Origin of the sequence: Photobacterium andalusiense, assembly GCF_900185625.1 — a bacterium.
Lineage (GTDB): Bacteria > Pseudomonadota > Gammaproteobacteria > Enterobacterales > Vibrionaceae > Photobacterium > Photobacterium aquimaris.
Genome location: NZ_FYAJ01000003.1, coordinates 340,622 through 367,009, shown reverse-complemented (window position 1 = coordinate 367,009; position 26,388 = coordinate 340,622). Strand labels below are relative to the sequence as shown.

The 26,388-nt window shown below is 39.8% G+C and carries 25 protein-coding genes; 4 read left to right on the top strand and 21 right to left on the bottom strand.

All coding sequences use genetic code 11. From position 1 onward, the window contains the following. Nucleotides 1-6 precede the first annotated feature (6 nt). The 4 genes from PAND9192_RS10710 to PAND9192_RS10695 form a co-directional block, all read right to left on the bottom strand. Nucleotides 7-1,278, bottom strand: a complete 1,272-nt coding sequence (locus PAND9192_RS10710) for a cytochrome c (RefSeq protein WP_087853795.1) — start codon at nucleotides 1,276-1,278, stop codon at nucleotides 7-9. Beyond that, nucleotides 1,275-1,805, bottom strand: coding sequence for a (2Fe-2S)-binding protein (locus PAND9192_RS10705; protein ID WP_087853794.1), 531 nt, complete (start codon nucleotides 1,803-1,805; stop codon nucleotides 1,275-1,277). Before PAND9192_RS10705 ends, PAND9192_RS10710 begins: the two co-directional genes overlap by 4 nt. Continuing rightward, nucleotides 1,802-4,645, bottom strand: a complete 2,844-nt coding sequence (locus PAND9192_RS10700; RefSeq protein WP_087853793.1) for a xanthine dehydrogenase family protein molybdopterin-binding subunit — start codon at nucleotides 4,643-4,645, stop codon at nucleotides 1,802-1,804. Before PAND9192_RS10700 ends, PAND9192_RS10705 begins: the two co-directional genes overlap by 4 nt. 507 nt (nucleotides 4,646-5,152) lie before the next feature. After that, the gene (locus PAND9192_RS10695) at nucleotides 5,153-5,689 is read right to left on the bottom strand and encodes a Dps family protein (RefSeq protein WP_060997240.1); all 537 of its coding nucleotides are present in this window, start codon (nucleotides 5,687-5,689) and stop codon (nucleotides 5,153-5,155) included. Between the two features lie 246 nt (nucleotides 5,690-5,935). Between PAND9192_RS10695 and PAND9192_RS10690 the strand changes: the two genes are divergently transcribed. Further along, entirely contained in the window at nucleotides 5,936-6,856 is a 921-nt protein-coding gene (locus PAND9192_RS10690) for a M14 family metallopeptidase (protein WP_087853792.1), read from the top strand. Between the two features lie 65 nt (nucleotides 6,857-6,921). Next, a complete protein-coding gene (locus PAND9192_RS10685) occupies nucleotides 6,922-7,398 on the top strand; it encodes a methylated-DNA--[protein]-cysteine S-methyltransferase (protein ID WP_087853791.1) in 477 nt (158 codons plus the stop codon). Here the strand turns inward: PAND9192_RS10685 and PAND9192_RS10680 are convergent. From PAND9192_RS10680 to agaR, 16 genes are all read right to left on the bottom strand, one after another. Next, nucleotides 7,395-7,613: a TIGR02450 family Trp-rich protein gene (locus PAND9192_RS10680; protein WP_087853790.1), complete on the bottom strand. Its 219-nt coding sequence runs from the start codon at nucleotides 7,611-7,613 to the stop codon at nucleotides 7,395-7,397. The genes PAND9192_RS10685 and PAND9192_RS10680 overlap by 4 nt on opposite strands. A 2-nt stretch (nucleotides 7,614-7,615) precedes the next feature. After that, on the bottom strand, nucleotides 7,616-8,275 hold the full coding sequence (locus PAND9192_RS10675) for an HAD family hydrolase (protein WP_087853789.1): 660 nt from the start codon (nucleotides 8,273-8,275) through the stop codon (nucleotides 7,616-7,618). Between the two features lie 172 nt (nucleotides 8,276-8,447). Beyond that, the gene (locus PAND9192_RS10670; protein WP_087853788.1) at nucleotides 8,448-9,125 is read right to left on the bottom strand and encodes a YoaK family protein; all 678 of its coding nucleotides are present in this window, start codon (nucleotides 9,123-9,125) and stop codon (nucleotides 8,448-8,450) included. Nucleotides 9,126-9,480: 355 nt separating this feature from the next. After that, nucleotides 9,481-11,091, bottom strand: coding sequence for an NAD(P)/FAD-dependent oxidoreductase (locus PAND9192_RS10665; RefSeq protein ID WP_087853787.1), 1,611 nt, complete (start codon nucleotides 11,089-11,091; stop codon nucleotides 9,481-9,483). A gap of 261 nt (nucleotides 11,092-11,352) precedes the next feature. Beyond that, nucleotides 11,353-12,099 (bottom strand): carbohydrate-binding family 9-like protein, encoded by a 747-nt coding sequence (locus PAND9192_RS10660; protein ID WP_234999074.1) that lies wholly within the window; start codon nucleotides 12,097-12,099, stop codon nucleotides 11,353-11,355. Nucleotides 12,100-12,228: 129 nt separating this feature from the next. Then, complete coding sequence (locus tag PAND9192_RS10655) at nucleotides 12,229-13,281, bottom strand: glycoside hydrolase family 88/105 protein (RefSeq protein WP_087853786.1); 1,053 nt, start codon at nucleotides 13,279-13,281, stop codon at nucleotides 12,229-12,231. A 12-nt stretch (nucleotides 13,282-13,293) separates the two neighbouring features. Then, nucleotides 13,294-14,049, bottom strand: coding sequence for a 2-dehydro-3-deoxy-D-gluconate 5-dehydrogenase KduD (gene kduD, locus PAND9192_RS10650; RefSeq protein WP_087853785.1), 756 nt, complete (start codon nucleotides 14,047-14,049; stop codon nucleotides 13,294-13,296). An 81-nt stretch (nucleotides 14,050-14,130) separates the two neighbouring features. Continuing rightward, a complete protein-coding gene (gene kduI, locus PAND9192_RS10645) occupies nucleotides 14,131-14,961 on the bottom strand; it encodes a 5-dehydro-4-deoxy-D-glucuronate isomerase (protein WP_065168733.1) in 831 nt (276 codons plus the stop codon). A 62-nt stretch (nucleotides 14,962-15,023) separates the two neighbouring features. Further along, the gene (gene nagA, locus PAND9192_RS10640; protein ID WP_087853784.1) at nucleotides 15,024-16,184 is read right to left on the bottom strand and encodes an N-acetylglucosamine-6-phosphate deacetylase; all 1,161 of its coding nucleotides are present in this window, start codon (nucleotides 16,182-16,184) and stop codon (nucleotides 15,024-15,026) included. A gap of 2 nt (nucleotides 16,185-16,186) precedes the next feature. Beyond that, a complete protein-coding gene (gene agaF, locus PAND9192_RS10635; RefSeq protein ID WP_087853783.1) occupies nucleotides 16,187-16,630 on the bottom strand; it encodes a PTS galactosamine/N-acetylgalactosamine transporter subunit IIA in 444 nt (147 codons plus the stop codon). Between the two features lie 85 nt (nucleotides 16,631-16,715). After that, nucleotides 16,716-17,609 carry a PTS system mannose/fructose/sorbose family transporter subunit IID gene (locus PAND9192_RS10630; RefSeq protein WP_036792011.1) on the bottom strand — a complete coding sequence of 298 codons (894 nt, stop codon included), beginning with the start codon at nucleotides 17,607-17,609 and terminating at the stop codon, nucleotides 16,716-16,718. Further along, entirely contained in the window at nucleotides 17,599-18,372 is a 774-nt protein-coding gene (gene agaW, locus PAND9192_RS10625; RefSeq protein WP_087853782.1) for a PTS N-acetylgalactosamine transporter subunit IIC, read from the bottom strand. The genes PAND9192_RS10630 and agaW overlap by 11 nt, the downstream gene beginning before the upstream one ends. A 41-nt stretch (nucleotides 18,373-18,413) precedes the next feature. Continuing rightward, nucleotides 18,414-18,914, bottom strand: coding sequence for a PTS N-acetylgalactosamine transporter subunit IIB (gene agaV, locus PAND9192_RS10620; protein ID WP_060997259.1), 501 nt, complete (start codon nucleotides 18,912-18,914; stop codon nucleotides 18,414-18,416). A 20-nt stretch (nucleotides 18,915-18,934) separates the two neighbouring features. Next, nucleotides 18,935-20,107, bottom strand: a complete 1,173-nt coding sequence (locus tag PAND9192_RS10615; protein ID WP_060997260.1) for an SIS domain-containing protein — start codon at nucleotides 20,105-20,107, stop codon at nucleotides 18,935-18,937. Nucleotides 20,108-20,111: 4 nt separating this feature from the next. Then, complete coding sequence (gene kbaZ, locus PAND9192_RS10610; protein ID WP_087853781.1) at nucleotides 20,112-21,407, bottom strand: tagatose-bisphosphate aldolase subunit KbaZ; 1,296 nt, start codon at nucleotides 21,405-21,407, stop codon at nucleotides 20,112-20,114. Nucleotides 21,408-21,456: 49 nt separating this feature from the next. Continuing rightward, nucleotides 21,457-22,233, bottom strand: coding sequence for a transcriptional repressor AgaR (gene agaR, locus PAND9192_RS10605; protein ID WP_060997262.1), 777 nt, complete (start codon nucleotides 22,231-22,233; stop codon nucleotides 21,457-21,459). Between the two features lie 395 nt (nucleotides 22,234-22,628). Between agaR and PAND9192_RS10600 the strand changes: the two genes are divergently transcribed. Together PAND9192_RS10600 and PAND9192_RS10595 are read left to right on the top strand one after the other, a co-directional pair. After that, nucleotides 22,629-24,182 (top strand): sulfatase family protein, encoded by a 1,554-nt coding sequence (locus tag PAND9192_RS10600; RefSeq protein WP_087853780.1) that lies wholly within the window; start codon nucleotides 22,629-22,631, stop codon nucleotides 24,180-24,182. 105 nt (nucleotides 24,183-24,287) lie between these two features. Further along, nucleotides 24,288-25,016 carry an oligogalacturonate-specific porin KdgM family protein gene (locus tag PAND9192_RS10595; RefSeq protein ID WP_087853779.1) on the top strand — a complete coding sequence of 243 codons (729 nt, stop codon included), beginning with the start codon at nucleotides 24,288-24,290 and terminating at the stop codon, nucleotides 25,014-25,016. Between the two features lie 95 nt (nucleotides 25,017-25,111). Here the strand turns inward: PAND9192_RS10595 and PAND9192_RS10590 are convergent, their stop codons facing one another. Continuing rightward, complete coding sequence (locus PAND9192_RS10590) at nucleotides 25,112-26,026, bottom strand: DUF808 domain-containing protein (RefSeq protein ID WP_087853778.1); 915 nt, start codon at nucleotides 26,024-26,026, stop codon at nucleotides 25,112-25,114. Nucleotides 26,027-26,388: the final 362 nt, after the last annotated feature.

Here is a 26,388-nt window from a genome sequence, read left to right as displayed (position 1 = left end):
TTGTGCTTAATGGGAAGCTAATTGCTTTTTAATTGCAGCCACTTGCTCTGCGGTTGTGGTCGTCATATGTACAGTAAAATGCTGATGTAAATAGGTTATCAAGTCAGCCATTTGTTGATCATCCAAGCTATCTTTGTAACCAGGCATAGCATAATAAGTTTGCTCTTGGCTGTAACTTTGTCGCTTAATACCATTATTTAATACTGCAACTGTATTGAAAATATTACTGTTTCCAATAGTGGCATTATTTTTTAAAGCCGGAGCAACATTGGGGATCCCTTGCCCACTTATGCCATGACAACCAGAACACTTATCCATATAAATACGGTATCCTGGTAACTTAGTATCAAGTTTTTTAACCGCTGAAAGCGCCATTTTAGGTTGTGATTCTGAACTTGATTGTGGCTGTTCTTGATTCAATAAATAATTGGTTATAGCACTAATATCATGATCATTTAGCTGCGTTAGGCTATGTTTTTCAACAATAAACATATCATCAAACGCAGTACCTTTGGCCGATTGGCCTGTTTTTAAAAATTGGGCTAAATCATGAAATGTCCAATGTTCTTGAGTAAGATTTTTAGCGGTAATATTAGGCGCATTAAGGTTATTTACCACCGCTCCTTCAAGTGCATGATCTTGCTCTGTAGCCATCATAAAATTACGTGGAGTATGACACTCGCCACAATGGCCTAAACCTTGTACTAAATACTTACCTCGGTTCCAAAGCGGACTTTTATCAGCAGTTGGGGTGAAGGTTGCCTTATCAAAGCCAACTAAATTCCATATCTTTAAGCCCATGCGTATATTAAACGGAAAGCCAATCCCATTTTCTCTATTGGGCTGTGTCACTGGCTTGGTGTGCATGAAATAGGCATATAACGCTTGCATGTCATGATCATCAATTCGGTGATACGACGCATAAGGCATTGCTGGGTATAAATTACCTTTAGGAGCAACACCATTACGAACAGCATCAACAAATTGCTGATAACTATATTTACCAATACCATGTTGTTTATCACTACTAATATTAGTTGAATATAATGTTCCAAAGGGTGTTTCAAATGCACGGCCACCGCCATAGGTTTGGCCCGTAGCAATCGTATGACAACCACTACAATCACCAGCAGCAGCTAAATACTTACCTTGCGCAATCAATTGTGCCATATTTTGAGGTAACTGCGCTTGTGTATCCATTGATGATGCTTGTGCATACACTGCGCTGCTACTTAATAATAAACCACAAACAGCACTGATTTTTAAACTCGGTTTCATTTTACTAACCCCGGCTGTGACAGTACTAAATCGCGTAAACCAACATAATATTTACGATAACCAGAACAACGACAAATATGCTTTTTAAGGGCATTCTCGATCACATTCTCAACCGGATCTTTCTCAACAGGTTGTTTAGCTAATTGCTCAACAAGCACTGTTGACTCATTCACAAAGCCAGATGTACACCAACCACATTGAAAAGAAAAATGATCAACAAATGTCTGTTGTACAGGACTTAATGCCGTAATTTGTCCCATTAAGTTACGCTTAGCATGACCTTCGACGGTACGTAGTTTTTTACCATTAAAGTTGCCTACGCCATTGATACAAGTACGTTCAGTATGCGAGCCACCATCAGCGTCATCCACAATAATAGAACAGGCATGACACACTCCAATACCGCAGCCAAATTTAGTCCCAGTTAACCCTTGGTACTCATGCAAAAAGTCGATCATTTTAACTGATTCATCAACTTCAATTGGACCGACAACATTGCCATTAATTGTCATAGTTACAGAGATCATGCGAGTGCTTCCTTAATATCAGCAGCGGTAACAGGTAGATGGTAAAAACGTTTATTGGTAATTTGGTACAGTGCTTCGGTAACAGCGGCGACAATTGGGATCATCACTACTTCAGCAATACCTTTACGCTGATCAGAATTATTAAAGGACGGTAGAATAGTATGATTCATTTGCCAGATACCTACATCTGTGGCTAATGGCACCTGATAACGGTTAAGATTCCACGTTCCGTTACCAGGACCTTCTTCACCTGGTGGTAAGTATTCGTGCAATGCATGCCCAATACCCATCACCAAACCACCTTCAATTTGACCTTCAACCAACTCTTTGACGATTACTTTGCCAGCATCTAGCCAAGTTTGAGTTGCAATAATTTCAACCTTTCCAGAACCTTTCTCTACCGCTAATTCAACTAAAGTTGCACATGGTGCGTAATACACTACCATTGCGTTATTTAATGATGTTGCTGGATAATTAACTTTATTACGATCCAATAAATGCCAGCCATTACTGGTCATTAATTTTTTCTTAGTGGCATCTGCGCCATGGCCATATTTAATTGCCATTGCATCTAATTGATAAGTTTGTTGTTGTCCTTCGACAGTAAATTCAGCTTCAACCCATCCCCAACGATTAAAAGTATGTACCATGGCGGCAGTAACTAGACCTTGCTGATGTACATGTTGAGCTAACATATCAAGGGGCAGCGGCTCCATTCCCTTGGCACTTAACTTACCATCAACCCAGACCGCATCTTCCATAGCACCAAAATCCATCGCAGCCAGATCACCGCTGTAATACAACTTGCTCCAAATCGCTTTTGCAGCAGGCCATAAGCCATATTCAAAAATAACTTTCGCGGCATTTTCAGTTGCTTTAGATTGGAAATAAGCAGAGGTTGATGCCGACGAAGCGTAGGGAATGGTTGGTGTCCAACGGGGATTTTGTTGCATTTTATCTTGATAAGCTTGGCTCATCGTAAACGGGGATTGGGTATTGATCATTTGCAAAGGATCCCAACCATGTACTTCCGCAAGATTAATGGTATCTGCCGGGCGACCAAAATAATCAACCAACACTGCGGCTTGAGAAGTTTGCGCACCCGTGCCTATTTCAACAGCAGAGATCCCCATTACTATACGGCCGCTTTTATCTAATTCAATATAGGTTGCAGGCGCATCATCACCGGCACCATAATCTTTAGTACAAATAGCAAACCCAGTACCAAAAAGCTTATTGGGGTGTTTAGCTTCATAGTGTTTACGACGTTGATGACGATTAACCCACATTTCATGTTGCTGAGCTTGAGTGAGTATTTCAGCATAATGTTCAGTACTGGTTGGCACAGCACCTTGGGTGTTAAGTTGCCCTGTTTTAATGACATTGCGTAATCGTAAATCAATCGGATCAATATTCAGTAATTGGGCCGCTTCATTAACCATCATTTCCATTGCTGACATAGTCTGTAAAGTACCAAAACCACGCATCGAGCCTGATGCTGGATTTTCAGATACATTAGCAACAGCAGTAATATCATTTTTAGGGAAATAATAAATAGATTGTAAAGCACTTGCGCCGACTTCCGCGACCACAGAACTAAAGTTTTCACGGCCGCCACCATCAAGTTCCATATTACTGACAATACCTTGGAACTTACCGGTAGTTTTATCTATAGCTAACTGATTGGTCATCATAAATGGATGGCGTTTTAGACCCGCCTGAAACTGTTCAAAACGATCGTTTGCCATTCGTACCGGATGCTCACAGTACATCGCGGCTAATAAACCATAAAAAGGCAATATCGAGTGATCTTTACCGCCAAAACCGCCACCAATAAACGGTGAATGAACCACTAAATTTTTCACTTTACCTGCAAGCGGACCTTTGGTCAGCATTGAGGTTGCAAAGCCAAAAAAGTTATTTGGTGATTGCGAAGAAGGAATGGTGTGCATTGTTTGAGTTTTACTATCAAACCAACCATTAAAGCACTCCGGCTCCATAAACATTGGATCAATAAACTGAGTTTGATAGTCACGTTTTAAAACAAAATTATTATCATCGGTAAGACTAGTTTGAATATCTTTTGCAACGGCCATTTGTTGTTGTAAGGGCGTACCCAAACGGTCAGCTTGAGGCCAAAAAGGCTTATGATCGACATAATTAGGAAAATTAACGCCATTTTGTAATGGGCTATATTTATCTGGCAGAATCCCTTCAGCATTACCTTGCTCACGAGTAATTCGCCATACTCCCCATGGATCTTTACCTGCTGCTACTAACGGTTGCTGTTTACCATATTTAATTATTTCAGTATTAAATTGCAGCATATTTTTAGCGCGATGATAAGTAAGAAAATCATCAAAAATAAGTAGCACTGCCGCTTGACCAATATAATCAGGCATTGCTCCTTCAGTTGCTAACATATTAGTGCCATAAAATGGCGGCAATTCAACATTGTCTTGTTTTAATGTTGCAGCAGTAACTATTTTACTCGGCTGAGCATTCGCCGCTAATAAACTTAAATCAACACCTTGATAAATACGATCAGCTCGATTTAACCGGATATAATAAGCCCATGATTGTTGACTTGGCCAGCCATCAATATCGGCTGAACGTAAATCACGACCATATACTTTTTCACCGGTTACTTTTGCAATAGCGTCACTACGAAAGCGTACTTTAAAATTAGACTTCCAAGATGATGCTAACTCTGGAGCAACTAAACTATTACTACCATCTAAATTAGGATTAAATCTAGCTAAAGCGGGGACGGTATAAACACAAATACCAGCGATGATACCATGCTTAATAAAACTCCTTCGAGAAAGTTCCATTGACATGACTAACTCCTTTACCATTTTAATTATATTTTTTATAGATCATTTCAAATCGACAGCTATTTTTGATTTATATTTATTACTATCTAAAATAAATAATAAGCATAAAAAGCAATAATCATATCTTTCTAAAATAGCGCTCACACACAATAATTATGCCTTATTAGTATTATCTTATACTCAAAATAAATATAAATAACAATTAATTAAAACTTAACCTATGAATACATATTCATTAAAACAAGATAGGACTGAAGTTTGCGATTCATAACCACACACAAAAACAAAAATACAATTAATATAAAATAGTTATTTGTTAATATATCACCTCTCTTTTATTCACATTTAAAAATGCCAAGTATCACAGATCTAAAAAATAATAAAAAAATCGATAAATATTGATTACTAAGTTATCAATTTAATCACCTATTATTTATTTTCAAAATAAAAAAAAGGATAGATCCTTAAATCTATCCTTTAAAATTAACATTTGAATAAATGTTATATCACTCAATGACGGTATGATTCATAAAGAAACCAGACTCGGCGCTCAGTTTCATCAATCCAATTATCAATCATACTCACTGAAGAGAAATCATTACGTTCATCACATAAAATATGAGCAGCACGAAGTTCCGCAGCTAATTGTTTATTATCTTCACACAACTCAGCAAGCATATCTGCAGGTTCAACATACTCAGCATCATTATCTAAAATACGCTGCATTCGTGAAATTTCACCAATTGAGCGTATTGTACGACCACCAATTTTACGTGCTCGTTCAGCAATATCATCGGTCATTGCAAACAATTGTGCGCTTTGCTCATCTAGCATTAAATGGTAATCACGGAAATGGGCACCGCTCATATGCCAATGGAAATTCTTGGTCTTCATATAGATAGCAAATACATCAGCTAAAATTGCAGTTAGCGCACCACTGATCTCTTTAGTCGCGTCTACACATAAATCTGTAGGTGTGGCTAGAGGACGAGTAAGGTGTTGTTTAGCATCTTCAATTTGAACGTCATTCAAGATAGTAGTACTCATCGTCTTTTCCTTTATAAAAACAATTTGTTGGACTTAGTAACTATAAGCCAATCTATTTGTATGACAATAGTATCTACCAGCAGATTAATGCAACCTAAATTTGCTTTCTTCTCGGTTAATAGCGGCAACTTTATTTCAGTATACTTATCGTTTTTGCTCTTTCTTTGACATCAATATTTGCTTAAATATTACAAGCTGTTTACCCTCTGAAAGTAAACGCATCAATAATAATGAATAGGTACTACAATGGATAATTCAGTGAGATACGCAATCGGTGCACCAGGAATAAAATGGGGCGCAACAGAAAAAGCCGAGTGGTTAGCACAAACCACTATTAAACGTAGTTATCTAGAGCAAGTTGTTTCTAAAGTTCATGCTTTAAGTGAAAAATTCGATATTGAACAATACGGTGCATTATCTTACGCACCAGAAAAATACCCACTATTTGCAATTAAAACTCATCATTGGGATAAAACCAAACCAACAGTACTTATTACTGGTGGTATTCATGGTTATGAAACTAGCGGTGTTCATGGCGCATTAGCTTTTTTAGCACTGAAAGCTGAACAATATAGTGCTGACTTTAATATTTTAGTGGTACCTTGTGTTAGCCCATGGGGATATGAAACGATTAATCGCTGGAACCCCAATACAGTTGATCCTAACCGTTCATTTTATGCTAATAGCCCAGCAGAAGAATCAGCAGCATTAATGCAACTCGTCCAAGCCCAACAAACGCATTTTCTAATGCACCTTGATTTACATGAAACAACAGACAGCGATGAAAGTGAGTTTAGGCCAGCACTAGCGGCACGCGATGGTAAAGAATATATTCCAGATATCGTACCTGACGGTTTTTATGGTGTTGGCGACAGTGAAAATCCTCAAGATGCTTTCCAAAAAGCCATTATTGACTCAGTTCGTCATGTTACTCATATTGCACCAGCAGACAGTGAAGGTAATATTATTGGTGAGCCGATCACTCAAGAAGGGGTGATTAATTATCCATTAAAAGCATTAGGCTTATGTGCTAGCGTAACCGATGCAGAATACACTTCAACGACAGAAGTCTACCCTGATAGCCCACGTGTTACTGATAATGAATGTAATATGGCGCAGGTTGCTGCAATCGTTGGCGCACTTGAGTATTTAAAACAACACCAATAAGCTATTTTACCCATCATTAATCGCGCTATGGCTGGTTATCAAACTATAGCGCGAAGGTTTTTATCATGTCGACTTATTACCACATCATAGACACACCATTGGGCTGTTTAACGCTATACGCCACGGATAGTGCATTAACGGCTATTTTATATAAGCACCAAACACCTACGGTTGAAACTGCGATCTACTCACCACAACATCCTCTTTTAGCTGAATGTGAGCAGCAATTACAACAATATTTTGCAGGTATACGCCAACAATTTAATTTACCTTTAGCACCGCAAGGTACCGATTTTCAACAACGGGTTTGGCAAGCATTGCTGACGATTCCGTATGGCAGCCATTGGAGTTATCAACAACTCGCTGTCACTATTGATAATCCAAAAGCTTGCCAAGCAGTGGGCATGGCAAACAGTAAAAATCCATTATCAATCGTTATTCCATGCCACCGTGTGATCGGAAAAAATGGAAACTTAACTGGTTATGCTGGCGGATTAGACAAAAAACAAATTTTATTAGCACTTGAAGCAGCAAATGCTTAATTCCAGCCGATAAGCCAACTCTGATCATCTTTTAAATCTTGCCACTTAATATCATAAAGTCGATTGGTCATTACAGCTTGAATCACACACTTTTCGACTTGCTGATTATCATTAAATAATACTGTAACAATCTCAAAATGCTTTTCTTTATTATCCACCACTACTTTGGTCCATTTACTATGTAATAATGCTTTGGGGTTTACTGGATTAGCCATAATTAATTTCCTGACGGGATATTACACTCTACCCTATCACGCTCTTGCGATAACATATATGCTTGTTGCCGTAAAATCTTTGTCAAGCCTCCTAAGCTTGGAACCACAATCGATGCTTGTTGAGTAAACGGTAAATTCTCACCATTAGTCACTAAACATGATGGCATATTGGCACGGTAAGCAGCTTGTAAATCATAAACATAATCACCAACATAGAGTATATTTTGAGGCGCTAATTGCCACTGCTTAGCAATATAAACTAAAGCATCAGGAGCCGGTTTAGGAGCAAAGTCTTCACGTGAAACAATATGCTTAAATTGCAGTTTATGGTGATTTATCTTCAATATTGCTGCTTGAGCGCAATTGCGTGTTACCACTGCTGTCGGAATGTTTTGTTGCTTAAGATAAGACAATAATTGTTGGCATTGAGGCATAACAGTAGATTGACGGGCATCTGCTAATTCATAGTCAATGACGGTTTGTTGTAATTGTTTGCGTAAAGAAATGTTTGGTATCTCATCAATATATTGCAATAAATCAGTATCAGCCGAACAGCCTAATTGTTGGCGTAACCAGTCAAAGTTTAATGCTGAGCTTACTAGCGTATTGTCTAAATCAAAAATAACACCGCTAATCATATTGCAAGGGATCGGTGTCTGCATACCATTCTCCATTATCAGCAAAACCACACTAACCAGTGTAAGAACATATGCATGCAATTGCAATTATAAGCAGTAAATTCAGCGAGAATGATCACGACCAAAATATCAATAAAAAGGCCAGCATATAGATGCTGGCCTTTTTATTATTTACACTGTGAATTGACAGTCTTTATTACAATTCAGTGTCAATAGGTGTTGAACGCTGTGTATGTTCGATATATAGCAATGTGATAGCGATTGAGACCGTTAATGCTAATGGCGGTAATAATGAATATTGAGGGATTGTTTGCATAATTGTCCCGCCTATCACTGCACCGCTAATCAATGACCCCCATAAACCGAGGTATTGTAGCAACCGTTTTTTCTCGCCTTTACCAACAATCGCCAGTGCCAGTAATCGGCCAATATTGACTAAATAACCAGTGGCGTAAGTCAATGGTATTGCTTTTTCAATCGTTAATCGTAATGCGATATTTTGCATTCCCATTGCGTAACAAATGATAAAGTTCACCGCTAAAAAAGGCACATAATACTGCATAATGGTTGCAAATAGCAGGACAACGGATACCGATGCCATCACGACACCGCGGTAGAATCGACGACTAGATAAAGCGATTAGCTCGCCAGACATTGCCCCTATAATGAAAATACCCAAGATTGCAATATAAATAGAAGCTTGAGGAATATCATGATAACTGAGCATCATCCCTAAATGCGTCGAGTTGCCACTCATAAAAGAGGCAAACACTCCATCTTTAAGATGTAAAAAACCAACTGAATCTACTACCCCAGCCACTAGCAGTAACAAATAGGGCATTAATGATAAAAAGAACCGCCTTTCATTTAACATTACTATTTATATCCGACTATATTTCCATATTATTACTATCAGTAAACTCTTGCACTCAATCAATTGAAAGAGGCTATTTACTCTTATTGCGCGTTATTGTAACTAAATATTTCAGCATGGCTAGTAACTTCAAATTATTAACAAAAATCACGCTCAACCTCATCTTTCACGATAAGTAATAATTAGCCGTCATCTTTTAGAATAGTCAAATATAAACATGTTCAAACGGTGTTTTTAGATCGCGGTTTGATGAAGTTAACGCAGATAATGGTAGCGAAGACTTAGAAAATACAATAACAATGAAAGGTGTGCTAACCGTAATTTATGGTTACCACACCTTTTAGTGGTTTACTAATTACGCATTCAACATATCAAGCGCAATAGCTTCAGCAACTTTAATACCATCGATACCCGCAGACAAAATACCACCCGCATAACCTGCACCTTCACCAGCAGGGTATAAACCTTTAGTATTAATACTTTGGAAATCTTTACCACGCTTAATTTGTACAGGAGAAGAGGTTCGTGTTTCAACACCTGTTAGCATGCTATCGGCATTAGAGAAGCCTTTGATCTTTTTATTAAACGCAGGCAATGCTTCACGAATAGCTTCGATAGCATAATCAGGTAAGCTAGTGCTTAGATCAGTAAACTTAACATTTGGTTTGTAAGACGGTTCAACATCACCCATTTGACTGACAGTTTTACCGGCTAAGAAATCACCAACACATTGCGCAGGTGCATCATAAGTGCTGCCACCAAGAACATAAGCATTACGCTCTAACTTACGTTGTAGTGCAATACCTTGCATTGGATCGTTTGCAAAATCTTGTGGTGAAATACCTACCACAATCGCACTGTTAGCATTACGCTCACTACGTGAATATTGGCTCATACCGTTAGTTACCACTGACTCAAGCTCAGATGTCGCAGCAACCACAACCCCACCAGGACACATGCAGAAGCTATAAACAGAACGACCATTCTTACAGTGGTGAACCAGTTTATAGTCAGCAGCACCTAATAATGGATGGCCGGCATTTTTACCAAAACGTGCTGCATCAATGGTTTCTTGTTTATGCTCAATACGGAAACCAACCGAGAATGATTGCGCTTCAAGGTGGACACCTTTGTCATGCAACATCTTAAAAGTATCGCGTGCGCTGTGACCAATCGCTAATGCAACATGCTTTGACGGGATCACTTCACCAGTTGATAATGTCACACCCGTTACTTGGCTATTATCATCAATATTGATTTCTTCAACACGAGTTTCGAAACGAATCTCACCGCCAAGTTCAATAATTTTACGGCGCATCTTCTCAACCATCGTTACCAATTTATAGGTACCAATGTGAGGTTTGCTAACATAAATAATTTCAGCTGGTGCGCCTGCCGCAACAAACTCTTGTTTTACTTTAAGGCCAAGGAAACGAGGATCTTTTACTTGGCTATATAGTTTACCGTCAGAGAATGTACCTGCGCCACCTTCACCAAATTGTACATTTGATTCAGTGTTTAGCTCACGTGTACGCCAAAAACGGAAGGTGTCTTTGGCACGTTCATGCACTGATTTTCCGCGCTCTAGAATAATAGGTTTGAATCCCATCTGCGCCAGAATAAGGCCAGTAAACAAACCACATGGCCCCATACCAATAACAATTGGACGCTCGGTAATGTTTTCAGGCGCTTGAGTCACATATTGATAGCTTGTATCTGGTGATGCTTTCACATGATGATCGTTAGCAAACGTCGTTAGTAATTGCTCTTCATCAACGTCTTTTAAAGTGACATCTAAAGTATAAATCAGATAGATATCATTCTTTTTACGGGCATCATAACCACGTTTAAAGATATGAATATCAACTAGTTGGTCTTTATTTATCGATAACTTGTTGATGACAAAATCATGTAAAGCTACTTCACTATGATCTAACGGTAATTTAACTTCATTAATACGTATCATTAAGTCCACTAACTCGATTGGAAATGCAATAAAATATCTCGGAGAGAATAAACCTAGCCGCAGATGGTGGTAGATTTATACCTTAGCCAAGTATTATCTCACAGACTTTAGTGTTTATCCCAATATTTGCATTATATTCCTATCTAAAACACCACCATAAAAAACAGAATCAGACCTATAAAATAAAAAAAGGCTTATGCCATATGATATAAATATCAGCATAAACCTTATTTTTTAATGGTCTATATTAATTAGACGTCATTATTTTACTAACTGGCAATGACCAAATGTTTGCGGATTGTGAAAGTTAGGTTTAGGTGTATTGGGATCGACCCATGTCATCCACCCCATATCTAATTTACCATCAGCTTGTTGAGTGAACTCTGCCCGCATTAAAGCACACAATAATTGCGTTTGTTGTTTATTCTGCCATAGCGATAAATCAGTCAATGTTTGCAGGGGTAATTTACCTTCAACAACATAGCCATTGTCAGTTAAACTTGCTTTAGTTTCTAAACCTTTCCATGTCCAATTACTATCTAGCGATGCGCGTTTTTTATTGACCATGTCATAGCTAGCTTCTGCACTAAACACGCGCGCTTTTGGATCAATTTCCATGGTGTAATAACGCGATAATTGCGCATCTTTAGCAAGGAAAATTTCTACTCGATCGGAATCTAAAATAGCACGTTCTGGATCAGTGCCAATCGCGACATTCGCATCTGCCACTGTGTATTGAAAATAGAGTGAATCTGCATGCCACACTGCTTTAAATTCTGTTACTGGTGCGGGTGTATCACGCCAAGGAAAAGTAAAATCAGTTAATGCTTGAGCTGATTTCCATTCATTATCATGGGCGATACCATCAATAACAGGGGCAATCTTGGCATAATTGATGTTATATACCGCAGCAATGGGTTCAGCCGTTGGAGTAACTGTTTCAGCGATGACATGGTAACTTGTCATACTTACTGTCACAGCAGCAGCTATAATGGCTAACTTATTCATTACAATATCCTTATCTATATTTAGAGTTTTTTAGCTAATCCGCGATGCACAATAAAAAAAGCCGATCTAGCATGTAAATCGGCTTGAACTAACTTAGCTTTCAACTTATTGCGTTGACGTTATTATTATTTATTCGACCAGCTCAGCAACAGCTGTAGCAGCCAATAAAAATGCTCCTGCACCGTAATCAATATTATGTTCAAAGGCGACATCACGCGGATTAAATGCAGGTAACTGTACCCAGCCGATCATGCCATTATCATGAATACAGCTTTGCAGAGCAGTCCATGAAGTCTCAACCACTGGCAGGTATATTTCAGCATCAAGATGCCCGTGCTTAATTCCCCACGCTAAACCGTAACAGAATAACGCGGTAGCGCTGCTTTCTGGTGCTGGAAAATTTTCAGGATCGAGCAAACTTGTACGCCAAAAACCATCAGCTTGCTGATACTTAATCACTTCTGCTGCAAGCGAGCTAAACAACGCTAAATATTTTTCACGCTGTGGATAATCGTTCGGCATACGCGCAAGTAAACGTGGCACTGCGGCTAATACCCAGCCAATACCTCGGCTCCAGAAGACTTTATTGCCGTTAGCTTCACGTAGTTCTCCACCATTACCATCAGGAATATAACGGTAATCACGGTAGAATAGACCTGTTTCAGGATCGAGTAGGTGCTCTACCGAATCCCAAAATGCTGTGTTCATGTAATCAAGGTATTTAGGATCACCAGTGCGTTGGGTTAACCCAGCAAAAGCTGGCGGGGCCATAAATAATGAATCACACCACCACCAATCTTTACGGCCAGGTTGTGGGCTCTCAACCATAAGATCTAACGCTTTAATGGTTGGCTCTAACGCTTCAACTTGATCAATTAATGGGTAAACATCAAGGTAGGCTTGGCAGCAAATATGATCATCAGCAAAACGATCATTCGGTCCAGGACGAAAACCTGTATGGAGGGTATAGTTCATTACACCATCAAGATATTCATTATCGTCCGTTGCTAACCATGCTGCAGAGACACATGACCAAAATACGCCACGCTCCCAGTCAGTATCTTTAATAAAACGAGTTTTACCGCTGCGACGGACCACACTGCGAGTCTGGTTTTGTGCTTGGTAACGATAAACACGCTTCATTGCCGTTAAAATCGTTTCTTTTGAACCTAATACAGCCATGATTTGCTCTCCTTAGCGTGCTAACCAACCACCATCAACTGCGATGGTATAACCATTAATATAATCACTCGCACTTGATGCTAAAAAGACTGCAGGGCCTTCTAAATCTGACGGTAAGCCCCAACGATTAGCTGGAATACGCTCTAAAATTGCAGCATTACGTTCAGCATCAGCACGGAGGGCTTCAGTGTTATCCGTTGCCATATAACCTGGAGCAATCGCATTGACATTAATATTATATTCAGCAAGTTCAGTCGCTAATGCGCGGGTTAGACCCATAACAGCTGATTTACTCGCGGTGTATGACGGTACGCGAATACCACCTTGGAAAGATAACATTGAAGCGATATTAATGATTTTGCCGCCATTACCTTGCTCAACAAAACGTTTAGCAACGGCTTGGGATAAGAAAAACAAGGTTTTTTGGTTAATGTTAATCACATCATCCCAATCACTTTCAGAGAACTTAAGTAAGTCTTCACGACGAATAATGCCAGCATTGTTAATGAGAATATCAACATGCCCCATCACTTCTACCGCTTCTGCAACGATGTTTTCAAGCTTATCTTGCTGCATTAAATTAGCGGTAATGTAATGAAATTTACGTCCTAATGCTTCAATTTGTGCTTGAGTTTCAGGTGCAGCTTGATGACCGATACCCACAATATCAGCACCCGCTTTGGCAAGCCCTAATGCCATACCTTGACCAAGACCTGTATTACAACCAGTCACAATCGCAACTTTACCGCTTAAATCAAACATATTCATCGAGTTCTATCCTTGTATAGTAACGCTAACAATAGTCGCCAACGCTACTCACTAAATTCATTAATAATTAACCACAACGGCTTATTTAAGATCGCTCATCGCAACATGATCCATATCGTGGAAAGTTTGGTTTTCACCCACCATTCCCCAAATAAAGGTATACGCTGCAGTACCAACACCAGAGTGAATTGACCAACTAGGGCTAATCACAGCTTGCTCATTACGCACCACAATGTGACGCGTTTCTTGAGGCTCCCCCATGTAATGGAACACGATATTGTCTTGGCTCATATCAAAATATAAATACACTTCCATACGACGTTCATGGGTATGACACGGCATGGTGTTCCACAAACTACCCGGAGCCAATTCAGTCATGCCCATTAATAGCTGACAGGTTGGTAACACTGATGGATGTAGGTATTTATAAATAGTACGAACGTTACAGTTTTCTTGACTACCAATTTGCTCTGGTGATGCATCTTCACGGGTAATTTTACGGGTTGGGTAACCATGATGAGCTGGAGCACAATTTAAGTAAAAACGAGCAGGCTTATCTGCAATCACACTTTCAAAACGAATATTCTTAGCGCCCATACCCACATAGATAGCTTCACGTGAACCAATCTCAAACGTTTCACCATCAACAATCACTAACCCTGGCGCACCAATATTGATCACACCTAATTCGCGACGCTGCAAAAAGTAATCAACCCCAATTTCTTTACCGCCTTCAAACTCGATAGCCGTAGTAGTCGGTACTGCCGCCCCCACAATAATGCGATCGATATGGCTGTAAGTAAGGTTGATTTGACCTTCTTGAAACATATTTTCAATTAAGAACTGCTCACGAATACCTGCAGTATCTAATTGCTTAGCATGCTGGCTATGAATTGGTTGACGAATTTCCATGAAAAACCTCTTAAATCATTACATGACTCACAGCAGTTAAATAGGCTGTGAATGATTACGAATTATTGTTGAGCCGATGATGGGTAATACCACTCACCGTCGATTAACGTTGCTTGAATTTCAAATTGACTATTAAGCACCGCGAAACTAGCGTTATATTCTGGGGCAATCGCACCTAATTGATCGTCAATACCCAAATATTTTGCAGGTACTGCAGATGCCATCTGAATCGCTTCCCATTCCGGTACATTGGCTAATAAGATCATATTGCGAATAGCTTGATCTAAACTACAAGTGCTACCGGCCAAAGAGCCGTCATCAGTACGCGCTTCACCATTGGTTACGTTAACCATCTGTGCACCAAGTTGGTACTTACCATCTTCAAGACCACCAGCACGCATACAATCAGTAATTAACGTCATACCTTGATAGCCTTTGATACGATAAGCGAGTTGCATCATTACAGGGTGAACATGAATACCATCAGCAATCAGTTCAACTAACATATCGTGATAAAGAACCGCACCTGCACAACCGGGCTCTCGATGGTGTAGTCCACTCATACCGTTAAATAAATGCACACCACAATCGGCACCATATTGATGCGCTTGAGTTACTTGTTCAAAGTTGGCATTGGTATGTGCTATAGAGGTTTTTATACCGTTGTCGGTTAACCACTGAATAGCTTCATTAGCACCATCATATTCAGGTGCAAGGGCGACGCGTAATAATGAATCTGCAGCAACTTCTTTTAATTCTGCTAACGCAGCAATGGTTGGCGCGGTTAAATATTGGGTTGGGTGTGAACCTCGATGTGTTGCTGTAAAGTAAGGTCCTTCAAGAAAGCTGCCTAATAACCTTGCACCTGATGGCTGTGGTTGCTCACAGAAATGTCGCACTTGTTGTAAAGCAGACACTATATCTAACCAAGGTGCGGTTACTGTAGTTCCAACCCACGCCACTACGCCTGTTGCTGGTAATGCTTGGGCTATGGTTTGCAATGCCGCTGGCGTTGCATCCATAACATCTGCGCCAGCACGACCATGAATATGAATATCAATAAAACCCGGTACTAATGTTTGACCTTCTAATTCAATCACTTCGCAATCAAAAGGTCGGCTATCAGTAACGCTTTCAACCTTACCGTTATTCACTACTACATAGTGGTTATAGCGGATCCCTGTGGGGGTGAATATACGTTGTGGATGAAGTGCAAAGCGCATAATTACAGTCCGTCTTCACATTCAAGTTCAGCTGATTGCGTCATCATGCTATTAAGTTCACGACGCATATCTTTCATGCATGACATACCAATATCAAGCAAGGTATCAACAAGATCAGTTAAGTCAGCATCATCACGCTCAAAGGCAGCATTGGCGATCATAGGTAAATTAGCGCCGCCAATAAGTTCTACATTAGGGGTATCCATTACTATTGCTAAGGCACGATTAGCTGGAGATCCACCAGGAATATCGGTTAAAAACAATACTCCATCACCACTATCCACATCAGCAGCAGCTTGACGTAAAGCCTGTTCTAACTCATCGGTAGACATAGTTTCAACAAAATCCACATACGTCATTTGTTGTTGCTCACCAGCAATGGCGCGAACCGCTGATTCCATACCTGATGCAAAGTTAATATGACCTGAAACGACGATACCAATCATGATTCTTTCCTTGAAAATAAGGGGGAGCACCGTCCCCCTTGATATTATTGATGATGACTCTCATCACGACTAAACGAGGGTGGTATTACAAAATACCTAACATGTGACCGACAACACCGGCTGCTAATGTGCTGAAAATCAATACCGGTGGCTTAGCCCAGAACCCTGTACCTTTCACCATTTTGAGCATAAAGAACACCAGCATCAGTGGCAGAATATTTGGCATCACCTTGTCAAATAATGCGGTCTGCAAGTCCACCACTTTGCCCCCCAGTTCGAGACTGAGGGTGGTCTGCACTTTAATAAAGGTCGCAGAGAGCGCACCAATAACAAAGATACCCATAATATTGGCAGCTTTTGCCAACTTCTCAGTTGAATCGCTCATGTTAACCATCGCGGCAGTACCCGCTTTGTAACCCATGAACATCAAACCAAAGTAAACCGCAAAGTGAACAATTTGGTACAAGAAAAAGAACACAAATGGACCTGCAATCGAGCCTTCCATTGCAATTGATGCACCTAACGCTAGGGTTAATGGCATCAATGTCATGTGGTCGATAGCATCACCGATACCACCTGTTGGCCCCATACCCGCCACTTTCATTACGTTAACCGTTGATGGTTTTTCTTTGTTTTCTTCCATCGCAATCGCTGTACCTAATAAGAAGGTAAACAGCTTAGGTGAAGCATTGAAAAACTGAAGGTGGTTCTTTAATGCTTTGGCTAAATCGGCTTTGTTATCGCCGTGAATTTTTTTCAGTGCTGGAATAATTGAGTAAGCAAAACCACCTGCTTGCATACGTTCAAAGTTAAAGTTACCTTCCATGAATAAACCGCGGATAGAACACATCCAAAGGTCTTTCTTAGTGATCACTTTACGTGGTGTGGTATCTTCGTATGCATCGATATCATCAACCAAATTGACATGTTCTTCCGTGTTTTTATCGCGAAGTGTTCCCGCAGTGATATCAGATGCCATCTTCAAATTCTCCAGGTTGGTTGTTGTTAGAGCCGCCGTTGTTTGAACCGCTAAAGAAGTAGTACAGTGCTGCAATTGAGGCGCCGATAATTGCGACAGCCATAATTGGTAGTTTTAAGTAAGTTGTCATGACAAAGCCAATGAAGAACACACCTGCCACTTCTTTTGACCACATGATTTTCAACAACATAGCGAAACCAATCGCAGGAACCATCTTGGCACCAATACCCAAACCAGTTAGCAGTGCTTTTGGTGCATTTTCATCAATCCAAGTCGCCGCATGCTCACCAAAGTAAACCGTTACAAAAGCCACTGTGGCATACAGCATTGCACGCGATAAGATGGTGACAATTAACAGCTTATCAATGCCTGCAGAATCCCCTCTTTCAGCATAGCGATCCGCTTTACCCATAGTGAATGATGTCATTGCAAAGAAGCCGATAACCAACATCTGCATCAATACTGCAATCGGCATACCCACACCCATTGCCACTTCTGCTGACTGACCCGTCATCACTGCAAAAGCAACCGCAGCAATCGTACCTAATGTTACATCTGGTGGCTGAGCACCGGCGTTAGGTACTAAACCTAACCAAGCAAGTTCTAATGTCGCACCTGCAATCAAACCAATTTGCATGTCACCCATGATCAAGCCCACAACTGGACCTGTAATAAGCGGACGGTGAATATTCAATGCAACATCGTATTTATCGATACCACAAAAGAAAGCCCACACCGCTACTAACGCAGCTTCAAAAAACATGATTTATTCCTTTTACACGTTTGGCGTTTGACTATCGCGATTTAAGCAGCGCTGGTAGCCAGTTCAAGTACATTAATTGGTTTTTGATCAGGAGTATTTTGAATAGTACAAGTTACCCCTTTCGCGACCATGCGTTCAAAAGCATTGATATCTTTATCATCAACAGAAACTGTCTTATTAATCTGACGTTTACCTTCGTGATAATGCATATTGCCGACATTACAATGAGTAATAGGCACTCCACCTTCGACTAAACGCGCCACATCGGTTGGGTTATTACACAAAATAAAAATCTTTTGTTGCGGAGAAGCTTTACTAATGACATCAATCGTTTTTTGGATTGAGAAGAAACGCACTGCGTACTCCCCCCCTGCTGATGCTTTCATACCTGCTTGCATAAAAGCCGCATTTGGACCTTCAGCTGCATCATCATTAGCAACCAAAATAAGGTTAGCGCCTGAATGTTTACCCCAAGTAATACGAATTTGACCATGTAACAAACGTTCATCAATTCGTGTCCATACAATATTTGGCGTTGTCATGATTGTTCTACCTTTCGTAATTATTTCAAATAATCATATAAATAATGGATAGTAACTCCTTGTACTACACGGTTAACTTCGCCAGTAGGACATGGGTTATCAGGTGTATTCCCTAGTGCAAGTGCGCGATGGAACGAGTACATTTGCGCATACAGCATATAAGGGAAAAGTAATTCAACATCGGTCGCGGTTTCCATACTAGGAACACGAATAACATCAGCACCCGCTTCAATCTCATCCGCTTGTGCTGTAATCGCTACCACTCGAGCAGCAATATTATCGCGACAAAGTTCAGCTAACAGATCCAAGTCATATTTACGGGTATATGGGTCGTTACTAATGAACACCACAATCATCGTATTTTGATTCACAATAGATTTTGGTCCGTGGCGAAACCCTAATGGAGAATCGTATGTTGCAACGACTTTACCTGAGGTTAGCTCAAGTAATTTCAATGCCGATTCTTGAGCTAAGCCTTGTAAACCACCACTGCCTAAATAAATAACCCGCTCTAGTTCTTGACTAGCAGTATCCTTTATTTTGGTATTTAAATCTTTGATCAACCCCACAGAACACTTACAAATGCTTTCGATATCTTTCGTGTAATCGTTGCCATACATTAAAACCGAAAAAGCTGCTAGCATCATTGATGAAAAACTTGATGTCATGGCAAAAGATTGATCATTGGTTTCAGCGGGCATAAGTAATGCAAGTGATTGCTCATCATTTTTGCAACACTTATATAACTGTCCATCGACATTACAGGTCAACACTAAGTGGAAACACTCAGTTAATGTTTGATTGGCAAGCTCAACTGCAGCCACACTTTCGGGGCTATTACCAGAGCGAGCAAATGACACTAATAAGGTAGGAATATTTTCAGCAAAACACTGACTAGGATTTGACACAATATCAGTGGTTGAAATAGCCTCAACACGACGCTGTAAACGCTGAGATAAACCTAAAGCTAAAGAACGACCAGCAAACGCTGACGTACCCGCTCCAGTTAACACAATGCGTAAATTAGAGTAACCATAAACCTTATCCATAAAGCATTTAATTTGCGCTTCACACTCACGCGTAATTGCCGCTGTTTGCGCCCAACAATCAGGCTGCTGATTGATTTCTTTCGCGGTCCAATAACCCGAAAAACGTTGAAGTTCAGCTGCTGAATAACCTAAATATTGTTCCATGTATTTAAACCTCTGCGATTAATTTTTCAGTACATGCTTGAGAGTAAGCACGTAAAACTTGACGAATTGTGTCTAATACCAATGCCTTAGGATCTGATGAAATTAAACCTTCACGCAGATGTTGGAATTGCTGTGGCATATATTGACTAAGAAGGGGTAACGGAATATCCACTTGAGATAAATTTCTAAATAAGGTTGTTTGGGCTTGATTGATAACACTATCAGGCCAGTAATAGCGCATACGATCGCTAAAGCTAAAACAGCGCGAGAAGCGTTGTTCTGATTCATTACCGTGATAATATTTTTGCCAATGCTGTGGCGCTTCACACATTTGTGCTTCAATACATTCACGTAAATTAGAACAATGTGCTTTAGGAATAATTTCGGCTTCAATTTCACATAAATTAAATAGCGCTTCACGCATAGCGAAAGTTAAAGCTGGGCCCACTTTTAAAATAGCAAAGTGGTCTTGTACTAATTGACGATAAGCGGCATGGGTTTGATAGTCTGTCGAATGTGCTTCAAATACCATGTGGGGAAAACTATCAACCACACCACTTAATTGATTCGCTTTCTCTGGGCAATAATCAATAACACCGGTGTGATCAAATTCAACCCCTGGTTGCACCACTAATCCAATCACACGTGTCCAACAATCAGCTATATTTGCAGTAGCAAACGCACGTTGATGAGTTTCGATTGTTTTCATTGCAGCTTGTGGTGACGTCACTTCCACCGTATTTAACGTTTCTGCTGCACCACCAGGGACAGGCACTTCAGTACCAATGACATACACAAGATCACTATAACCAAAAGTTGCTAATGCTGTTTTTTCGGCAATTGCACCTAAACGTGCAGCACGTTCCGCAACGGTATCATCAGAGAGAGGAATTGGATCATCAGCGCAAGACATGCTGCAATCTAAATGGATTTTCTTAAAGCCTGCGGCGACATAAGCAGCAATTAAATCATCGGCATTCATCATTGCTTCAGCAGCTGTTAGATGCTGCCAGCGATTAGGACCAAGATGATCACCACCTAAAATCAGTTTATCGGTAGGGAAATGAAATTGTTCAGCCATCGTTAATACAAAGTGACGAAAATCAATCGGTGTCATTCCGGTGTAACCACCAAATTGATCTACTTGATTTGACGTCGCTTCGATTAATAAAACTGAGTTATCATCCAACGCTTGAGCAAATGCCGCTTCAATAACGAGCGGATGTGCAGAGCAAACAGCATAAATACCATTATTGCCACCTGCTTTATGACGTTGGACAAGCGTTTGTAGGGTGTTCATTTATTAACTCCACAATCATCATCTGTGATGTGATCATGGAGTTAATCAGTCAGTGCTCTTTTTCAACAATAATAACTTCTACTTTCATTTCACGAAGACCAGCTAAATAATCTTCAGGAATGCCCGCATCTGTTACTAAAATATCAATATTTCCGAACTCACGAATCATATGGCAGCTACGTTTACCAAATTTGGTTGAATCAGCTACCGCAATCACTTGTTCAGAAATCTCACACATTAAACGGTTGAGGCTTGCCTCTTGCTCGCTGTGTGTGGTGATACCAGCTCGTAAATCAAAGCCATCAACCCCAAGAAAAACTTTATCAAAACGAAAGTTCTTGAGGCCAGCTTCGGCTTGAGAGCCTGAAAAAGATAACGCTTCTTTACGAAGTACGCCACCTGACATTAATACTTCAACACCCGGTGCTGAAGCTAACTCCATTGCCACATCCAGACCATTGGTCATGACAACAACATTTTCCATACTTTTTAAGCTGGCTGCGATTTCGCGGGTTGTTGTCCCTGAATCTAAAATGACAGTGTCACCGTCATGAATAAGCTTGGCAGCGGCTTGGCCCAGAAGCGACTTAACTCCTGCGTTATGCCGGCGCTTTTCATGAATGGTTAATTCAGCAATCACACCTGAGTTAGGAATAGCTGCGCCATGAGAACGCACTACATAACCATTCTTTTCTAAGAAACTCAGATCACTACGAATCGTGACACTTGATACATTAAATTTTTCTGCGAGATCCTCGACACGGGCTTTTCCTTCTTGGTTCACCACGTTGACGATTTCCATTCGCCTTTCAATTGCACTTTTCACTTTTGTCTCCTTGTGAAACCAAATAAAATCTCTTTCATTTGATTTCGAAATAATCTTACACTTAAAAAACAAAGCCACAATGCGACAAGACAAAACTTTTGATCTCTTTCACATTCTTTCGATATCTTTCGGTGAAATCTTACGTAAGGTTACGTAAGTCCTTCTATCATATAGAACGAAAGTCAATAAACCAACTATTCATAGCTTGAATTTATAAAATACCGCGCCATCTCTCTTATATTTATCGCAAATTAATCAGTAATTACATTATTTTACTTTCGATCTCTTTTATGTGATCGCTTACACAGTCAATAATCTTTCATTAGCTTACGATCCGAAGCAATTCAAAGCTTATGCTCTAGTACTATATATTTTCAATTAATAAGGATTTGTTGATGTCTATATCACGTCGAGGATTACTAAAAGGTATGGCAGCTAGTGGTGCTGTTGCTGCAACCTTATCTGCGGGTTATACCCAAGCGGCAACGGCTTCAAAAGCAAGCTCACAAAAAACACTAAAAAAACCGAATTTAGTCATCATATTTCCTGATGAATTTCGTGCTCAAGCATTAGGTTTTATGCAGCAAGATCCATCAATGACACCCAATATTGATAAATTTGCACGTCAAAGTGCCGTTTTACGCCAAGCTGTATCAAACTTTCCACTATGCACTCCGTTCCGTGGCATGCTAATGACTGGGCAATACCCTTACCGTAATGGTATTCAAGGTAATAGCCACACTGGTGTTGAAGGCCAATTTGGTGGTAAAGATTTCGGTATTGAATTAAAGAAAAGTACATTAACGTGGTCTGATGTTCTTAAAAGACAAGGCTATAGCATGGGTTATATCGGCAAGTGGCACCTAGATGCACCACAAGCCCCTTTTATCCCTAGCTACAATAACCCAGCTGAAGGGCGTTATTGGAATGATTGGACAGCTCCTGATCGTCGTCATGGATTTGACTTCTGGTATGCCTATGGCACCTATGACAAACATATGACACCAATGTACTGGACCAATGATACAACCCGCGATAAACCTCTGCGGATTAATCAGTGGAGCCCTGAGCACGAAGCGGATATCGCAATTAAATATCTACGCAATGAAAATGGTCAATACCGTAAGCAAGATCAACCATTTACGCTTGTGGTTTCGATGAATCCACCCCATTCACCTTATGATCAAATACCACAAAAGTATTTAGATCGCTTTAGTGGTAAAACTTCACAACAATTAAATACCCGTCCTAATGTGCAATGGGATAAACCTTACCAAGAAGGTTATGGCCCGCAGTATTTTAAACAATATATGGCAATGGTTAATGGTGTTGATGAACAATTCGGACGCATTATTGATGAATTAGATCGCCTCAACCTTACCGAAGATACGTTAGTGGTGTTTTTCTCTGATCATGGTTGTTGTATGGGTTCAAACGGTAACCCAACCAAAAATGTTCACTATGACGAAGCAATGCGTATTCCAATGATCTTCCGTTGGCCAGGTAAGCTGAATCCACAACAAAATGATTTATTATTTTCAGCTCCTGACATTTACCCAACCATGCTGGGCTTAATGGGTATGGAAAATCTCATCCCAGATACCGTTGAAGGCACTAACTTTGCCAATACCCTACGTGGTATTGATGGTGATATTAAACCAACTTCGCAATTCTATACTTTTATGCCTTATGGCGGTCAGTCATATGGACGTCGTGGTATTCGCTCGCAACGTTATACCTTAATGATCGATAGAAAAATTGGAAAACTACTAACGTATGTGCTGCATGACAACCAAATTGACCCATACCAAATGGACAATATTGCTGCCGCTAATCCAATGCTTATCGACAAATTAATTACTGAAGAATTAATACCATGGCTTGAACACACTGGCGATCCATGGCGACCGACAACCGTACCTGCACACAGTGCCAATGCTTATTTATAGCGGTTCCAAAAATAACCTGTAATAGATCTTTTTATTATTAATTTAACGCTTTCTCTATTTAACAGAGAAAGCGCAACATAACTCATACTAAATTAAGGACAATCAATGAATACCATCACTAAAGTAATTGTTGCAACTACCCTTTTATCTGCGACAAGTTTTAGCTATGCCAACGATTACAAAACTACTATTGAATATCGCCATGAATATCGTGATGGTACTGACCGTCATGGCGATCGCGTAAAAGCATTTTTAGATACTGGTAAGAATATTGGTTTTGAATTAGACGCGCGTTATAACAATGATCAACTCAATACCATGTTTGATGGTATGACAATGAACGGCTCTGAGTTTTCAGCGTATTACTACAAAAAATTGACTGACAATATTATGGGTATCGGTGGTCTTTCACTCGATTTTACCTCACAAGGTTTAGTTTATGTACCTTACGCACGTTTAAACTATCGCTTTGATAATGGTATTCGTGTTCAAGGTCGTTATAAGTGGAAGTTCTGGGATTACAATCAACAAAACCTTAATCAACAAAATTATATTTCTAAAATTCAAGAAGTTGATTTCTGGTTAGGCTACAACACCAATAATTGGGACTTCCAATATGAGTTCCAAATCTGGAAAGAAATGGAAGGTAACGCACTACCACAATTCGATAATAAAGATACAAACTACCTACATAACTTCCGCTTAATGTACACCTACAAAACGGTTGAAGGCACAATGTGGCGTCCCTTCGTAGAGGTGGGTAATGTTAGCCAAAGTCGTTATACTGACAATCGCCAAACACGTTACCGTATGGGTATTAAATACACGTGGTAATAACGTAAAATAGATCATAAAAAAATGCCAGTGCTTAATATCACTGGCATTTTTGATTTTATATCATGCTGATTTAGTACACTAACAATAAGAAATTAATGTGCTGACTTACCACGAATTTTATTTATTAAGCTCACAACCACCAGCACTGCAATACCAGCAATAATACCCACGATACCATTCAGTAACGGCGGCACAATGGTATGAGATCCTGAAAAAGTGATCTGCTGGATTAATTGTTCAATCACACCATGTACGGGTGGAATACTGTGTACTACAATGCCACCACCGACTAAAAACATTGCGATAGTACCGACTACGGCTAATGTCTTCATTAAATAAGGTGCAACATTAACCAATAACGTACCAAAACTGCGCTTAAATCCGGCTCCATTGCTGTGTTTTACAAGATACAAACCCGCATCATCAAGCTTTACAATCCCAGCAACTACACCGTAAACCCCAGCCGTCATTACTGCAGCAATAAGACTCACTACAATGGCTTGAGTTAAAAATGGGTGATCTTGTACTGTACCTAATGCAATCACAATAATTTCAGCCGATAACACAAAATCGGTTCTTACCGCCCCTTTTATTTTCTCACGTTCATAAGCAATTAAATCAATCTCTTCAGTTAATAACTGCTCACTGTCTTGTTGCGTTTCAGTATCATGATGAAATAATTTTTCAGCGATCTTTTCAACGCCTTCAAAACATAAAAATAAACCGCCCAATAATAACATCGGCATGATTAACCACGGCGCAACAGCACTGATTAATAATGCCGCAGGCACTAAAATTAATTTATTTTTAAATGAGCCTTTTGCTACGCCCCACACCACAGGTAACTCACGCTCAGCTCGCACACCAGTGACCTGTTGAGCATTTAATGCCAGATCATCACCTAATACACCCGCGGTTTTACGTGCTGCGACCTTGGTCATCAGGGCAACATCATCAAGTACCGTTGCGATATCATCAAGCAAAGTTAATAAACTTGCACCAGCCACTAAACACTCCTTTAATCACCCCTTGAAGGGCAAATTAACAATCTCATATTTATAAACGTAATCAATGCACTTATACACTTTTACGTACTAAGATTACATTTACTGACTATTAATTTCCCTAATATTAAATATAGGAAAACTCTTTTTTATATCAATAATTTTAATTGGTTATATATCGAGTAATATATGTATTATTACTAATAAATACGCAGTTATTATGCTTACTCTATATATTTAATCTTCTCCTTTAATCGTAACAATTAAATTTAATCATAACGACAAATCTTTTTTGTTTGCGCTAAAAACAATTCAATTGTCTAATCGCAACGCACCCAATTATTGGTTTGAGGTGTAGACTGAGA